The following is an 18,076-nucleotide window of genomic DNA, read 5'->3' as shown; positions in this document are numbered from 1 at the left end:
TCCGTCCACCCGTCTCCCTTGAGGCGGTCCTCGACGCGCGCTCGGAAGGTTCGACGTTTCATGACATCGCAGGACATCGCCAGAGCCCACCTCCCCGGACTGTTCGCGCGTCAAGTGGCGCGCACCCCGGACGCGATCGCCGTGACCGGGGATTTCGCGCCGTTGACCTATCGGGAACTCGACGAGCGGGCCAACCGGCTCGCGCACCGCCTGAGGCGGCTCGGCGTCCGCGCCGAGCACCCCGTCGCCGTGAGCCTGACGCGGTCGGCCGATTTCGTCGTCGCCGAAGTCGCGATCGTCAAGGCAGGCGGTGTCTATGTCCCACTCGACGCGCGGGCCCCCGAAGCGCGGTCGAACCGGGTGCTCGCCGAGATGAGGGCCTCGGTCCTGCTCACCGACCGGGAGCACCCGCTTCCCGGCGTCCACGCGCAGCGCCTCGACGACCCCACCCTGGAACGCGAACCCGCCGGTTCACCCGGCACGGTGGTGGATCCGGACCAGCTCGCGTACGTGATGTACACCTCCGGTTCGACCGGTGTGCCGAAAGGCGTCGCCGTGACGCACCGGGACGTCGCCGCACTGGCGGCCGACAGCCGGTTCGGCGACGCGCACGAGCGGATCCTGCTGCACTCGCAGCCGGCCTTCGACGCGTCGACCTACGAGTTGTGGGTGCCGCTGCTGAGCGGTGGCACCGTCGTGGTCGCGCCGCCGGGCGACCTTGGCGTCGAGACGTTGCGCCGGATGATCTCCGGACATGGGGTGACGGCGTTGTGGCTGACCGCCGGGCTGTTCCGGGTGGTGGCGCAGGAGGCCCCGGACTGTTTCCGCGGCGTGCGGGAGGTCTGGACGGGCGGGGAGGCGGTCCCGGCAGGCCCGGTCCGTCGCGTCCTCGAACACTGTCCTGGCCTCGTCGTGGTCGATGGGTACGGGCCCACCGAAACGACGACTTTCGCCACCGCGCACCGCCTGCCGTCGCGCGATTCGGTGCCGGAGCGCCTGCCCATCGGGCGGCCGCTGGACGGGATGCGGGCGTATGTGCTGGACACCGGGCTGAACCCGGTCCCCGACGGAGAGGCGGGGGAGTTGCACCTCGCCGGGGCGGGTCTGGCGCGCGGCTATCAGTCGCGTTCGGGGTTGACCGCGGAGCGGTTCGTCGCCGACCCGCTCGGCCCGGACGGCGATCGCATGTACCGCACGGGTGACCTCGTGCGCCGGAACGACCGCGGCGAGCTGGAATTCCTCGGCCGCGCCGACGACCAGGTCAAGGTCCGCGGCTTCCGCATCGAACTCGGCGAGATCGAAGACGTGCTGTGCCGGCACGACGACGTCAGTGAGGCCGTGGTCGTGGCCCGGGAAGACCGGCCGGGCGCCAAACGGCTCGTCGCATACCTCGTCACCCGCGGTGACGGCGGAGAGGAACCGGACGGTCTGCACGCGTTGCTCACCGAGACGCTGCCGGATTACATGATCCCCTCGGCGTTCGTCGTCCTGGACGGCCTGAAGCTGAACACCAACGGCAAGATCGACCGGCGTGCCTTGCCCGAACCTCCGGCGGAAACGGCGGAGTACGTCGAACCGCGGACCGTCGCCGAGCGGCGGGTCGCCGCGATCTGGGCAGACGTGCTGGGCGGCGGCCCGGTGGGCGCCACTGACGACTTCTTCGCCCGGGGCGGTGACTCGATCCTCGTCGTGCAGGTGCTTTCCCGGCTGCGCACGGCGTTCGGGACGGAGCTGACGGCGAAGGCGCTGTTCGACGCCCCCACCGTCGAGCGGCTCGCCCGGCTGCTGCCGGAGACTCCGGACCCGGCCCCGGCCGAGCCGATCCCGGTCGCGCTCGACGGCCGTCCGGTGCCGATTTCCCCGGCACAGCAGCGACTGTGGTTCCTCGACGAGCTTTCCGGAAACGCCGCCACCGAGAACAACACCGGCGTCGGGCTGCGGCTTTCGGGCTCGCTGGACGTCGACGCCCTGGCCAACGCGCTCGACCTGCTCTGCGCACGCCACGACTCCCTCCGCACCACCTTCGACGTGGTGGACGACGAGGGCGTCCAGCGGATCGCCGAGACCGCCGCCATCCCGCTCCAGGTCCGTCGACTGTCCGATAAGGACGATCTGGACGGCGAACTCACCACGGAGTTGTCGCGGCCGTTCGACCTCCGGAGCGGCCCGCTGACCCGGGCCACCCTGTTCGAACTGGCGGACCGGGACCACCTGCTGGTGCTCTGCCAGCACCACATCGTCACCGACGGCGCGTCCATCGGCATCCTCACCGAGGAGCTGATGGACCTCTACGCAGGGAAGACACTGCCGGAACTCCCTGTGCGCTACGCCGACTTCGCCGCCTGGCAGCGTTCCCGTCTGACAGGCCGGGCGCTGCGCCCGCACCTGACGTACTGGCGGCAGCGGCTGGACGGTCTCGAACCGCTCGCCCTGCCGACCGACCGGTCCCGCGCCGCGCAGCGGTCCACGGCCGGCGCGGTCCACCGGCGGTCGCTGCCCGCCGTGCTGGTCGAGCGGCTCACCGAACTGGGCCACGAGCACGGCGCGACGCTGTTCATGACGCTGACCGCGGCCGTGCAGATCCTGCTGGCCCGCCACAGCGGGCAGCAGGACGTCGCGGTCGGCACGGCCGTCGCCGGCCGGGACCGCGCCGAACTGGAGAAGCTGACCGGCTTCTTCGTCAACACCCTGGTGCTGCGCTCGCGGGTGGAAGACAACCGGTCGTTCACCGGATTCCTCGGCGAATTCCGGGAAACCGTGCTGGCCGCCTTCGCACACGCCGAGGCGCCGTTCGACCGGGTCGTCGATGCGGTGCGCCCCGAACGTGATCCCTCCCGGACGCCGCTCGTTCAGGCCGTCGTCGTCCTGCAGAGCCCGCTGGTGCGGCCGCGCGACGTCGCCGGGCTGAGGGTCACCGAGCACGACCTGCCCCGGCCGTCCGCCCGCTTCGACCTCGTGATCGAGTTCTGGCCGCGCAACGGCACCTTCGAGCTCGCGATCGAGTACAGCACCGGCCTGTTCGACGCCGTCACCGTGGAACGCCTGGCCGCCCGGCTGGAGACCCTGCTGACCGGGATCGCCGCCGATCCCGCCCGGCCGCTCGGTGACCTGCCGCTCACTACGGACGCGGACCGGCGTTTCCTGCTTCCCGACGGCAGACCCGTCGCCGCGGGCGACACCGTCCCGGCTGCCTTCGACCACCAGGTCACCCGGACGCCCCACGTCCCAGCGGTGACCTGTGGGGACACCTCACTCACCTACCGCGAACTGCAGGAGCGCGCCGATCGGCTCGCCCGTCACCTGAACGAATTGGGTGTGCGGGCGGAGGACCGCGTCGGGATCCTGATGGACCGCTCGGTGGACCTCGTCGTCGCCGTCCTCGCCGTCCTCAAGGCAGGCGCCGCGTACCTGCCGCTCGACCTGCGTGCGCCCGCCGCACGGATGCGGCGGATCCTCGAAGGCTCGGCGTTGCTGCTGACCGACTCCGCCTGGGCGGACGTCGCCGCGGACGTGCACCCGCGGCCGCTTCGGGTGGTCTTTGCCACGGAGCCCGGTGACCGGCCGTTCGTCGACCTGGATCCCGAGAACCTGGCGTACGTCGAGTACACCTCGGGTACCACCGGCGTGCCGAAGGGCGTCGCGGTGCGTCACGCGGACGTCGTCGCGCTCGCGTGGGACAGCCGGTTCACCGGCGGCGCGCACGAGCGGGTGCTGCTGCACTCGCCACTGGCGTTCGACGCGTCGACCTACGAGCTGTGGGTGCCGCTGCTCAACGGCGGGGAAGTCGTCGTCGCCCCGCCGGGAGACCTCGACGTCGACCGGCTGCGGCAGCTGATCACCCGGCACGGCGTGACCGCGCTGTGGCTCACCGCGGGCCTGTTCCGGCTTGTCGCCCAAGAGGAACCCGACTGCTTCACCGGTGTCCGCGAAGTCTGGACCGGCGGCGACGTGGTCCCGGCGGAGACGGTCCGCCGGGTGCTCGCCTGCTGTCCCGGGCCGGCCGTGGTCGACGGTTACGGGCCCACCGAGACGACCACGTTCGCGTCCGCCTTCCGGATGACTTCAGCGGAGTCGGTGCCGGACGTCGTGCCGATCGGCACTCCACTCGACGGGATGCGGGCGTTCGTACTCGACGCCCGGCTGAGGCTGGTGCCGCGCGGAGTGGTCGGCGAACTGTACGTCGCCGGACCCGGCCTGGCCCGTGGCTACGTCGACCGTGCCGGGGCCACCGCCGAACGCTTCCTCGCCAACCCCTTCGGCGAGCCGGGGAGCCGGTGCTACCGCACGGGTGACCTGGTGCGCTGGCGTTCCGACGACACGCTGGAGTTCGTCGGCCGAGCCGACGACCAGGTCAAGATCCGGGGCTTCCGGGTGGAGCCGTCGGAGATCGAGGCCGCGCTCACCGAACGGGCGGACGTCGCGCAGGCGGCGGTGCTCGCGCGGACGGACGCCGGACGCAAGCGGCTCGTGGCCTACGTCGTCCCGGCGCCGGGCACGGCACCGGACGCGACGGCGGTACGCCGCTCGCTGGCGGAGGTGCTGCCGGATTACCTTGTGCCGTCGGCGATCGTGCTGCTCGACGCGCTTCCCTTGAGCCCCAACGGGAAACTCGACCGGCGCGCGCTGCCCGAACCGATGCTCGACCCGACGGCCGTTCGTCGCACGGCGCCGCGGACGGAACCCGAGCGCGTGCTGGCCGGCATCTGGGCCGAGGTGCTCGGCCTCGACGAGGTCGGCGTCGAGGACAACTTCTTCGACCTGGGTGGTGACTCGATCCTGAGCATCCAGGTCGGCGCCCGGGCGCGCCGGGCAGGGCTCGCGTTGAGCACCAGCGACCTCTTCCGGCACCAGACCGTCGCGGCGCTGGCGGGCACGGCCACCGAGACGGGCGGAACGACCGCGCGGGGCCCGGTGTCGGGTGAGGCGCCGTTGACCCCGATCCAGGAGTGGTTCTTCGCCACCCAGACCCGGCGTCCCGAACGGTTCGACCAGTCGCTGTCGATGGAACTCGCCGCGGATGTCGACGAGGCCGCGCTGCGCACGGCTCTGTCGGCACTGGTCGAGCAGCATGACGCGCTGCGGATGCGGTTCGAGCGCGCGAACGGGCGGTGGCGTCAGGTGAATCCGCCGCCCGGCCCGATGGACGTACTGGCCGGACCGTCCGAAGTGGACCTGGGGCGCGGGCCGTTGCTGCGGGCATGGCTGTCCGAAGAGGACGGTCGCAAGATGCTTCGGCTGGCCGCCCACCACCTCGTCGTCGACGGGGTGTCCTGGCGAGTGCTGCTGGAGGACCTGGACCTGGCCTACCGGCAGACGGTCCGGGGCGAGGCCGTCGACCTCGGACCGAGGTCGACGTCGTTCCTCGAGTGGGCCCGCCGCTTGGCCGACCACGCCGAGGCGGGTGGGTTCGCCGGAGAATCGGCCTACTGGCAGGACTTCGACGGTGACACGTCGGTGCCGGTGGACGGTGCGGGGACGAACACCGCCGGTGCCGCCCGGTCGGTGACCGTGCGGCTGACCGAAGCCGAGACGACCGCGCTGACGCGTGACGTGCCCGCCGTGTACCGCACGCGGATCAACGACGTGCTGCTCACCGCGCTCGGCCATGTCCTGCGGGACTGGACCGGTCACGACCGCGTCGTGGTCGACCTCGAAGGCCACGGCCGCGAGGATCTGTTCGAGGACACCGACCTGTCACGGACGGTGGGCTGGTTCACCAGTCTGTTCCCGGTGGCACTGGAAGCCGGCGATGACTGGGGCCGGGCGCTCAAAACGGTCAAGGAGCGATTGCGGGCGGTGCCCAGCCGCGGCATCGGCTACGGCGTCCTGCGCTACCTCACCGGGACGGCGCCGGAGATCACCCCGGCGGTCAGCTTCAACTACCTCGGCCGGTTCGACCCGCCGGTCGCCGACGGCGGCCTGTACGCCGCGCCGGGCAGGGAACTGACCTTGGACGTCGCCCCGGAGGAGCTCCGGCCGCATCTGCTCGACGTCGTCGGCCGCATCGACGGCGGCGCGCTGGAGTTCGACTGGTTCTTCGCCGAGGGCGTACACGAAAAGTCCACAGTGGACGGTCTGGCGAACGCGCTCCTCGGCGCGCTGCGGGAGATCATCCGGCACTGCGCCGAGCCGGAGGCGGGCGGCCGGACACCGTCCGACTTCCCGCTGGCCGCGCTGGACCAGCGGCAGGTGGACGCGCTGGCGGGCGACGGCCGTGCGGTCGAGGACCTCTACCCGCTGACCCCGATGCAGGCCGGGATGGTCTTCCACGCCCTGGCGCCGGGTGGCACCCGGGTCTACTTCGAACAGCTGACCTTCGTACTGGACGACGTCGCCGACCCGCGGCGGCTCGGCGCGGCCTGGCAGCGGGTGGTGGACCGGACGCCGGTGCTGCGCAGCCGGATCGTCTGGGAAAACGTGCCGGCCCCGCTGCAGCTGGTCGAACGCGACGTCACCCTGCCGATCACCCACCTCGACTGGACCACACTGTCCACTGTAGAGCGTGAGGAGGCGCTGCGGCGGCTGCTGGAGGCCGACGCCGAGGAAGGGCTCGACCTGGCACGCGCGCCGTTGACGCGGCTGGTCGTCGTCAGGCTGCCGGGTGACGTCGTGCGGGTGGTGTGGACGTTCCACCACGTGCTGCTCGACGGCTGGAGTGTCTTCCAGGTGCTGTCCGACGTCATCGCGCTGGCCCGTGGCGATGACGGGGCGGTGCCCGAACGGCGGCCGTTCCGCGACTACCTCGCCTGGCTGGCTCGCCAGGACGACCGGGCCGCCGAGGAATACTGGCGGGCGGAACTCGCCGATCTGTCCGCGGCGACACCGTTGCCGTACGACCGGGTGGCCGCCCGCGGGCACCTGACCAGATCCGCCGACCGGGTGGCCGCCGAGCTGGACGAAGCCGCGTCCGACCGGCTGTACGCGTTCGCGAAACGCCATCGGCTGACGGTGAACGCCGTCGTACAGGGTGCGTGGGCGCTATTGCTGTCGCGCTACAGCGGTGAGCAGGACGTCTGTTTCGGCGCGACCGTCTCGGGCAGACCGCCCGAGCTGCCAGGGGTGGACGACATCGCCGGCATCTTCATCAACACCCTGCCGGTGCGGATGCGCGTGGACGGCGGTGCCGGGCTGGTCGACTGGCTGCGGGAGGCGCAGGCCCGGCAAGTCTCCTCACGCCGGTTCGGGCATCTCGCGCTCACCCGGCTGCAGGGCTGGAGCGGTGTCCCGGCGGGGACGAACCTGTTCGACAGCATCGTGGTGTTCGAGAACTACCCGATCGACGAACTCGCCGATGGGCCGCGGGTACGGGAGCTGGAAGCGGCCGAGCGGACCAACTACCCGCTCAGCGTCGTCGTCTACCCGGGACGCCGGCTTTCACTGGTGCTCGGCTACGACCCCGCCCTGTTCGACGCGGGGACGGCCGAACGGCTCGCCGCCCATCTGGGCGTGCTGCTGCGGAGTATGGCGGACGTAGGAGTCTCGGCGATCACGATGCTGACCGAAGCCGAGGAAAATCGCGTGGTCCACGAGTGGAACGCCACCGGCACGGCGTTGCCGGACGACGCGCTGACGCCGCTCTTCGAAGCTCAGGTGCGGCGCACTCCGGGCGCCGTCGCGGTGGCCACCGACACCGGGTCCCTGACCTACGCCGAACTCGACGAACGGGCGAACCGGCTGGCTCACCTGCTGCTGCGGCACGACGTCCGTGCCGAGGAGCGGGTCGCGGTGCTGATGGACCGCTCGGCCGACCTGGTCGTGGCGGAGCTGGCGATCATCAAAGCGGGCGGTGCCTACCTGCCACTGGACCTGAGGGCACCGGCGGACCGGTTGCGCCTGCTGCTGACCGAAGCCGAGGCGAAGATCGTCGTCACCGACACGGCACGGCGGCCGCAGGCCGAGGAGGTCCACTGTGGACAGTTGCTGACGGTCGACGACGCCGCGGGCGAATCGGTGACGCCACCGGGTGTCCCGGCCGATCGCGACCAGCTCGCCTACGTCATCTACACCTCGGGCTCGACCGGCTCACCCAAGGGTGTCGCCGCGCGGCAGCGGGACGTCGTGGCGCTGGCGTGGGACCGGCGGTTCCGGACCGGAGCGCACGAGCGGGTGCTGCTGCATTCACCGCATTCGTTCGACGCCTCCACCTACGAGATGTGGGTGCCGCTGCTCAACGGCGGATGTGTGGTCGTCGCGCCGCCACGGGAACTGGACGTCGCGACGCTCCGGCGGGTGATCGCCGAGCACCGCGTCACCGGTGCGTTCCTGACGACGGGGTTGTTCCGGCTGGTGTCGCAGGAGGATCCGCGGTGCTTCGCGGGAATGCGGCAGGTGTGGACCGGCGGTGACGCCGTCCCGGCCACCGCGTTGCGCCGGGTGCTGGAAGCCTGTCCGGACACCGTGGTCGCGGACGTCTACGGGCCGACCGAGACGACCACTTTCGCGACCGTCCGGTCGATGTCGTCGGTCGGCGAGGTGCCGGACGTGGTGCCGATCGGCGGACCGCTGGACAACACGCGGACCTACGTCCTCGACACCGGGCTGTCCGTCGTGCCGCCTGGGGTCCCCGGTGAGCTGCACATCGCCGGTGAGGGCGTGGCTCGCGGGTATCTGGCCGACCCCGGTCTCACGGCGGATCGGTTCGTCGCCGACCCCTTCGGCACCGGCGAGCGCATGTACCGCACCGGGGACATCGTGCGGTGGACCCCGGAGGGGCAGCTGGAGTTCGTCGGCCGCGTCGACGAGCAGGTCAAGGTCCGCGGCTTCCGCGTCGAGCTGGGGGAGATCGAGGCGGCGCTGGGCGCGCATCCCGCGCTCGCGCAGGCCGCGGTACTCGCGCGGGAGGACAACGGCGTCAAACGACTGGTGGCCTACGTCGTCGGGAAGAACGGCGTGCCGGATTCCGCCGAACTGCGGGAGTTCCTCGGCCGCACCCTGCCGGACTACATGACCCCGGCGGTGTTCGTCCCGCTGGAGGCGCTTCCGGTGAACGTCAACGGGAAACTGGACCGGCGGGCGTTGCCCGTACCCGACTTCGCCGGTCAGCGCGCCACCGCTCACGTGGCGCCGCGGCCGGGCCCGGAGACCGTGCTCGCGGACATCTGGGCCGAGGTGCTCAGGGTCGGACGAGTCGGCGCCGAAGACGACTTCTTCGCGCTCGGCGGAGACTCGATCCTCAGCATCCAAGTGGTTTCCCGCGCCCGGCAGGCCGGACTCGACCTGTTGCCGGGTGACCTGTTCACGCACCGCACCATCGCCGAACTGGCCGCTTCGGCGGGCGACGTCCACGAAACCGTCGACCGCGGCCCGATCAGCGGCGACGTCGCGCTCACCCCCATCCAGCGGTGGTTCTTCGCCACGCAGACCGACGATCCCGGGCACTTCGATCAGCGCGTCGAGATCGAGCTACCGGCTCCGGCCGACCCCGGTGCGGTGCGCACCGCGCTGGCCGCGCTCGTCGAGCACCACGACGCGCTGCGGATGCGGTTCGAGCACGGCCGGCGGCAGGTGAACGCCCCGGTCGATCCGGCTGCCGACGTCCTGGACACGCCGGTGGATCGCGACCTGGCCACCCGGCCGATGCTGCGTGCCACCCTGCCCGCGCCCGGAAGGCTCACCCTGTCCGCGCACCACCTCGTGGTCGACGGCGTGTCCTGGCGGGTGCTGTTGGAGGACTTCGACAAGGCTTACCGGCAGGCGATACGCGGAGAAGTCGTCGACCTCGGCCCGCGCGGAACCTCCTTCCAGGAATGGGCGGAACGGCTGGCGGAGCACACCGCCGCGGGCGGGTTCGACGACGAACTCGGCCACTGGCGCGCCACGGCCGCCGAGCCCACCGTGCCGGTGGACGGCGAGGGCCCGAACACCACCGCGGCGATGCGGGAGGTCGCCACCCGCCTCGGCGCCGAAGAGACCGCGGCACTTCTGCGCGCGGTGCCCGACGTGTACCGGACGCAGGTCAACGACGTGCTGCTCACCGCACTGGGCCGCGTGCTGGCCGACTGGACCGGCCGGGACCGGGTGCTGGTGGATCTGGAGGGACACGGCCGGGAGGAGCTGTTCGACGGCGTCGACCTGTCGCGGACCGTCGGCTGGTTCACCACGCTGTTCCCGGTCGCGCTCGACGTCCCGGACGATTGGGGCACGGCGCTGAAGTCGGTCAAGGAGCAGCTGCGAGCGGTACCCCGGCGCGGCATCGGTTACGGCGCCCTGCGTTACCTCGCCGGGACGGCGCCGGAGATCGCGCCGCAGGTGAGCTTCAACTACCTCGGTCGTTTCGACGCGGATTCGGGACGGCTGGAGTCGGACGACAGTCCGTGCTCGGTTCGTGCGCACCTGCTGGACGTCGTCGGCCGTGTCGAAGGCGACGAGCTGGAATTCACCTGGTACTACGCCGAGGGCGTGCACCGGGAGGAGACGGTCGCCCGGCTGGCCGGGTCGCTGGTCGCCGCGTTGCGTTCGATCATCGCGCACTGCGCCGAACCCGGGGCCTGGGGCCGCACGCCGTCGGACTTCCCGCTCGCCCGGCTCGACCAGGCGACCGTGGACCGGCTCGCCGCTCCCGAGGTCGAGGACATCCACCCGCTGACGCCGATGCAGTCCGGCATGGTGTTCCACTCCCTGTCGCAGGGGGAGGAGCGGGTCTACTTCCAGCAGGTGGCGTTCGTCCTCGACGGCGTCACCGATCCGGAGGTTCTCGCGCGGGCCTGGCAGCGTGTGGTCGACCGGACTCCGGTGCTGCGCACGCGCATCGTCTGGGAGGGCGTCGACGAGCCCGTGCAGGTGGTCGGGCGTGAGGTCACCGTGCCGGTCACCCACCACGACTGGCGCGCACTGTCCGAAGTGGAGCGTGAGACCGCTTGGCGGGACGTCCTCGACCGCGACCGGGACGAGGGAATGGACCTGACGGCCGTGCCATTGCTGCGGCTCACGCTCGCGCGGTTGTCCGGCACCGAGGTCCGCGTGCTGTGGACCTTCCACCACGTGCTGCTCGACGGGTGGAGTGTGTTCGGGATCCTGTCCGACGTCTTCGCCTGCCACGGCGCGTTCACCCGCGGGGAAGCAGAGGAGCTGCCTCGCCGCCGGCCGTTCCGCGATTACGTCGAGTGGCTCGCGAAGCAGGACGACCGGCTCGCCGAAACGCATTGGCGGACCGTGCTCGGCGACCTCACCGCACCCGCGCGACTGCCGTTCGACCGGCCTCCCGTCCAGGCGCACACCACCCGCTCGTCGGAATGGCTGACCGTCGAACTCGGCGCGGACGAGACCATACGGCTGCGGGAGACCGCGCAGAGTGCCGGGCTGACGTTGAACACGCTCCTGCAGGGCGCGTGGGCGCTGCTGCTCGCCCGGTACACCGGCGACCGCGACATCTGCTTCGGCACCACGGTTTCCGGGCGGCCGGTCGACCTGCCGGGAGCGGACGACATCGCCGGCATCTTCATCAACACCCTGCCGGTCCGGGTCACCGTGGCGGGCGCTGTCAGCGCGTCGGCGTGGCTGCGGGACCTGCAGGCGGGCCAGGTCGAATCCCGCCGGTACGGGCATCTGCCGCTGACCCGGCTGCAGGGCTGGAGCGGGGTGCCGGCCGGGGCGAACCTGTTCGAAAGCCTGGTGGTGTTCGAGAACTACCCGATCAACGAGGAGGCGGCCACCGCGCACGGCCTGCGGCTGCGGGCACTGGACGCGGTCGAGACGACCAGCTATCCGCTCAGCGTGGTCGCCTCGCCGGGCGACCGGTTGTCCATCGACCTCGGCTACGACCCGGATCTGTTCGAGGTGGCTTCTGCCCGGCGGATCGCCCGGCAGCTCACCAGCGTCCTGCGGAGTTTCGGCGAGGACCTTGGACGGCCGCTGGACGAGATCGACCTGCTCACCGACGCCGAACGGCGGCAGGTGCTCGTGGAGTGGAACGACACGGCGAACCCGGTTCCCGAGCGCACGCTGGGAGAACTGTTCGCCGAGCAGGTGCGGCGGACGCCGGACGCGCCGGCGCTGACCGCCGACGGTGTCGAGCTGAGTTATGCCCAGCTGGACGCTCGCGCGGACCGGCTGGCACAACGGCTGGACATCGGGGTCGAGCAGCTGGTCGGCGTGTTCATGGAACGCGCGCCCGAGCTGGTGATCGCCGAACTGGCCATCGTCAAGGCGGGCGGGGCGTACCTGCCACTGGACACCCGCGCGCCCGAGGCACGGCTGAAGAGCCTGCTCTCCGAGGTTTCCGCGCTGGTCACCGACCGGGAGTGGGAGCCGGTGGCCCGATCGCTCCATGCCGGGCCGGTCCTGATTGCCGAGGACACCGAGAACACTGCGCCGTCCACGCACCGTCGCCTTTCGACGCCCCATCGGGACAACCTGGCGTACGTCATCTACACCTCGGGCTCCACGGGAACGCCCAAGGGTGTCGCCGCGCGGCAGCGGGACGTCGTGGCGCTGGCGTGGGACCGGCGGTTCCGGACCGGAGCGCACGAGCGGGTGCTGCTGCATTCACCGCATTCGTTCGACGCCTCCACCTACGAGCTGTGGGTGCCGTTGCTGGCGGGCGGCTGTGTCGTGGTGGCACCACCCGGAGACCTCGACGTCGACACACTCGCCCGCGTCATCGCCGAACATCGGGTCACCGGGGCGTTTCTGACGACGGGATTGTTCCGGCTGGTGTCGCAAGAGGCGCCGGCCAGCTTCGCCGGAATGCGCGAAGTGTGGACCGGAGGCGACGCCGTACCCGCCACCGCGTTGCGCCGGGTGCTGGAAGCCTGTCCGGGCACGGTGGTCGCCGACGTCTACGGCCCCACCGAGACCACGACCTTCGCGACCGTGCGCCTGATGTCGTCGGTCGGCGAGGTGCCCGATGTGGTGCCGATCGGCGGGCCCTTGGACAACACGCGGACTTACGTCCTCGACAGCGCGCTTCGACCGGTGCCGCCGGGGATTCCCGGCGAACTGCATCTGGCGGGGGAAGGGCTGGCTCGCGGCTACCTGGGCAGCGCCGGGCTGACCGCGGACCGGTTCGTCGCCGACCCCTTCCTGGCAGGCGAGCGCATGTACCGCACCGGCGACGTCGTGCGGTGGACGGCGGAGGGGCAGCTGGAGTTCACCGGCCGGGTCGACGAGCAGGTCAAGATCCGCGGCTTCCGCGTCGAACCCAGTGAGATCGAAGCGGCGCTGGCGGCGCACCCCGACCTGGTCCAGGCCGCTGTACTCGCCCGCGAAGACCAGGGCGTCAAGCGGCTGGTGGCCTACGTCGTAGCCGGGAGGGACGTGCCGGACGCGGCCGAGCTGAAGGAGTTCCTGGCGCGTGACCTGCCGGACTACCTGATCCCGGCCGCGTTCGTCCCGCTCGAGGGAATTCCGTTGAACGTCAACGGGAAACTCGACCGGGCGGCACTGCCGGCGCCGGACTTCAGCCGGCCGGTGACCGCGTGGACGGCCCCCGGCACGGACGCCGAACGCGCGCTCGCCGAGATCTGGGCCGAGGTGCTCGGGGTCGAGGAAGTGGGCGCGGAAGCCGACTTCTTCGAACTGGGCGGCGACTCGATCCTCAGCATCCAGGTGGTGTCGCGTGCCCGGCGGGCGGGACTGCGGCTGCTGCCGAAGGACCTGTTCCGGTATCCGACGATCCGGGCGCTCGCCGCGAGTGCGCAAGGCCCGGCACCGACCTTGGCCGAACAGGGCCCGGTCACCGGCGACGTTCCGCTCACCCCGATCCAGCACTGGTTCTTCGCGACACAGCCCGAGCAGTTCGATCAATCCGTCCTTGTCGAACTCGCCGAGGACGTCGACGAGGCCGCGCTACGCGCCGCACTGACCACTGTCCTGGACCACCACGACGCCTTGCGGATGCGGTTCGAGCGCACCGAAAGTGGCTGGCGCCAGCACAACGCGCCACCGGAGCAGATGGACGTGCTGCGCATCGGTGAAGTGTCCACAAAGGACTTCGACCTGCGGAACGGTCCGCTCTTCTCGGCCGTCCTGTCAGGGTCGCTGTTGTCCCTGGCCGCGCACCATCTGGTGGTCGACGGCGTGTCGTGGCGGATCCTCCTGGAGGATCTGGAAACCGCGTATCGCGGCGGCAGCTTGGGGCCGAAGACGACGTCGTTCCGTTCGTGGGCGTGCCGGCTCGCCGAACACACCGCGGCGGGTGGCTTCGACGACGAACTGGCGCACTGGCGGGCCGTCGCGCGGCCTGTCGAGCTGCCCGCCGACCACGACGGTGAGAACACGATCGGCTCGGCCCGCGCGGTCACCGTCCGGCTCGATCCGGACGAGACCAAGGCGTTGCTGCGGGACGTGCCCGAGGTCTACCGCACCCAGGTCAACGACGTGCTGCTCACCGCGCTCGGCCGGGTGCTGGCCGACTGGACCGGGCAGCGGGAGGTCGTGGTCGACCTGGAGGGCCACGGACGCGAGGACCTGTTCGACGACGTCGACCTCTCGCGCACGACGGGCTGGTTCACGAGCATGTTCCCGGTCGCACTCGACGTCCCGGACGACTGGGGCACGGGGCTCAAGGCGGTCAAGGAACGGCTGCGGGCGGTGCCCCGACGCGGCATCGGCTACGGCGCTTTGCGGTACCTCGCCGGGACAGCGCCGGAAATCGACGCGCCGGTCAGCTTCAACTATCTCGGCCGGTTCGACTGGGACCTCGGCGGCCTCTACCACGCCATGCGCGGGGGACTGGACGCCGACCTGGACGCGGCGGCGACGCGGACGCACGCGTTCGACGTCGTGGCCAGGGTGGAACAGGACACGCTCGAAGTGTCCTGGTCGTATTCGGCGAACTTGCACGACGAGTCCACTGTGGACGCGTTGGCGGCCGGACTGCTCGCCGCGCTGCGGGGCATCATCGAGCACTGCGCCGAACCCGGCGCGGGCGGGCGGACGCCGTCGGACTTCCCGCTCACCACACTCGGCCAGTCCCAAGTGGACAGGCTGGTGGGTGACGGTCGCGCCGTCGAGGACGTCTACCCGCTGACCCCCATGCAAGGCGGGATGGTCTTCCACGGGCTGTCGCAGAGCGAGCAGGGCCTGTACTTCGAGCAGGCGACGTTCGTCCTCGACGGCGTCACCGACCTCGACGTGCTCGCCCGGACATGGCAGCAGGTGCTCGACCGCACCCCGGTGCTGCGGACCGCCTTCGTCTGGGACGGCCTGGCGGAACCGGTCCAGGTCGTGCACCGCGACGTCACCCTGCCGATCCGGCGGCTCGACTGGACGGACCTGTCCGAAGCCGAACGCGCGAAACGGCTGCGGCGCTTGCTGGACGAGGACCGTGAGGAAGGCCTCGACCTCGCCCGTGCACCACTGATGCGCGTGGCGCTCGTCCGGCTCTCGGACACCGAAGCACAGGTGCTGTGGACCTTCCACCACGTCCTGCTGGACGGCTGGAGCGTGTTCGGTGTGCTCGCCGATCTGTGCGCGGCACATGCCGGAGGCCCGCTGCCGTCCCGGCGTCCCTTCCGGGACTACCTGGAATGGCTGGGCGGACACGACGTTGACCATGCAGCCGAGGCCGAACGGTTCTGGCGGCGCACTTTGGACGGCGTGGCGGAGCCGACACCGCTGCCCTGCGACCGGGTGCCGTCGGAGACCCACACGACCTGTTCGTCGACCTGGCTGCCGTATTCGCTGGACGAAGCGGACACCGCCCGGCTCGACGGCTTCGTCAAGCGGCACGGGCTCACGCTCAACGTCATGGTCCAGGGAGCCTGGGCGCTGCTGCTGTCGGTCTACAGCGGACGCCGTGACGTAGTGTTCGGCGCCACCGTGTCCGGCAGGCCCGCGGAACTGTCCGAAGTGGACGGAATACTCGGCATCTTCATCAACACCCTGCCGGTGCGCGCCGACGTCGACCGGGCGGCCGGGGTGGCCCGATGGCTGAAGGAGCTACAGAACGCCCAGGCGGAGGCGCGCGGATTCGACTTCGTGCCGCTGAGCAGGCTCCAGACCTGGACAGGGTTGCCCGGAGGCGTGAACCTGTTCGACAGCCTCGTGGTGTTCGAGAACTATCCGATCACCGGCGACGCGGCCGCCGAGCACGGCTTGCGCGTCCGCGACCTGGCGGCCTTGGAGACGACGAACTTCCCGATCACCGTGGTCTCGTCGCCGGGACCGCGGCTGGCGGTGGAACTCGGCTACGACCCCGAACTGTTCGACCGGGCGACCATCGAAGGCATCGCCGGGCGGCTGCTCCTGCTGCTGCGCGAACTCGCCGCCGACGGCGACCGGCCACTGGGCCGGGTGCCGGTGCTCGACGCCATCGAGGAGCGCCTCGTGGCGCGGGAGTGGAACGACACCGGCGAGGAGCCGCCCGCGCGGTCTCTGCCGGAGTCGTTCGCCGAACAGGTCCGCGACCGTCCGGACGCGCCCGCGGTCGCGTCCGGCGGCGAGATCCTGAGCTACGCGGAACTGGATCGGCGGGCGAACCGGCTGGCGAACCGCCTGCTCGCGCTCGGGCTCCGGCCGGAGGACCGGGTCGGTCTCGCGGCCGAGCGGACGAGCGCGTTCGTGGTCGCCGAACTCGCCATCGCCAAGGCGGGCGGTGTCTACGTGCCCCTGGACACCCGTGCCCCGGACGAGCGCCTGCGGCTGCTCCTGACCGGCGTCGAGTACGCCGTCACCGACGAAACCTGGTTGGACACCCTTTCGCGTGTGCACAAGGGACACGTCGTGGTCGAGCCGGAGACAGGGCCGGACCACGACCCTGGTGTGACGGTCGATCCCGAGCAACTGGCGTACCTGATGTACACCTCAGGCTCCACCGGGACGCCGAAGGGGGTCGCCGTCCGGCACCGCGACGTCGCCGCGCTGGCGGCGGACCGGCGGTTCGCGGGCGGTGCGCACGAGCGGGTGCTCCTGCACTCGCCGCCCGCCTTCGATGCCACCACCTACGAGCTGTGGGTGCCGCTGCTCAACGGAGGCACGGTCGTCGTGGCGCCGCCCGCCGACGTCGACGCCCACGCCGTGCGGCAAGCGATCGCCGAGGAGGGCGTGACCGGCCTCTGGCTCACCGCCGGCCTCTTCCGGGTGCTCGCCCAAGAGGCGCCGGACTGCTTCACCGGTCTGCGTGAGGTCTGGGCCGGCGGCGACGTCGTCCCGGCCGCCGCGGTCCGGCAGGTACTGGGCGCGTGCCCGGGCCTGCGGGTCGTGGACGGCTACGGGCCGACCGAAACGACCACCTTCGCCACGTCGTTCCCGATGTCCACTGTGGACGAAGTACCGGCCGTGGTGCCGATCGGCCGTCCGCTGGACGGGATGCGCGTCCAGGTGCTCGGTCCCGAGCTGACGCCGGTTCCGCCAGGGGTGCCGGGGGAGCTGTGCGTCAGCGGAGCCGGGCTCGCCCGTGGCTACTTCGCCCGTCCCGGCCTGACGGCGGATCGCTTCATCGCCGATCCGTACGGGCCGCCGGGTACGCGGATGTACCGCACCGGGGATCTCGCCGCCTGGACCGCCGACGGCCAGGTCCGGTTCCTCGGCAGACTCGACGAGCAGGTCAAGCTCCGCGGCTTCCGGATCGAACCGGGCGAGGTCGAAGCGGCGCTGGCCGCCCACCCCGCGATCAGGCAGGCCGCCGTGATCGTCCGCGAGGATCGGCCGGGGGCGAAACTGCTCGTCGCCTATCTGGTGGGCGACGACCTGCCCGCGGAAGAACTGAAGGCCTTCCTCGGCCGGACGCTGCCGGACTATCTGATTCCATCCGCGTTCGTCCAGCTCGACACGCTTCCCTTGAGCCGCAATGGAAAGCTCGACCGACGTGCGCTGCCCGCACCGGACCTCGCCGATACGCGACCGGCGTACACCGCCCCCGAGACCGACACCGAACGTGTCGTGGCGGGGATCTGGGCCGAGGTGCTCGGGCTGGAGCGGGTCGGCGTGGGGGACAACTTCTTCGACCTCGGCGGGGATTCGATCCGGAGCCTGCACATCGCCTCCCGGGCGAGCGCGGTGTTCGACATCCGGCTCACCCCGCGTGACGTGCTCACCGCCCGCACCGTGGCCGTACTGGCCGAGACGGTCGAGGAGATGATCCTGCGGGATCTCGAACTCCTCGCCTCCGGTGACCCCACCACCGAACTGTGAGGAC

The 18,076-nt window shown here is 71.3% G+C and carries 1 protein-coding gene; it reads left to right on the top strand.

Features of this window, described 5'->3' with window-relative positions; genetic code table 11:
• Positions 1–60: 60 nt before the first annotated feature.
• Entirely contained in the window at positions 61–18,072 is an 18,012-nt protein-coding gene (locus ACLJO0_RS29400; RefSeq protein WP_410581903.1) for a non-ribosomal peptide synthase/polyketide synthase, read from the top strand.
• Positions 18,073–18,076 lie beyond the last annotated feature (4 nt).

This window comes from Amycolatopsis sp. lyj-108, assembly GCF_046549005.1.
Classification (GTDB): domain Bacteria; phylum Actinomycetota; class Actinomycetes; order Mycobacteriales; family Pseudonocardiaceae; genus Amycolatopsis.
This window is presented reverse-complemented; position numbering and strand designations above follow the sequence as displayed.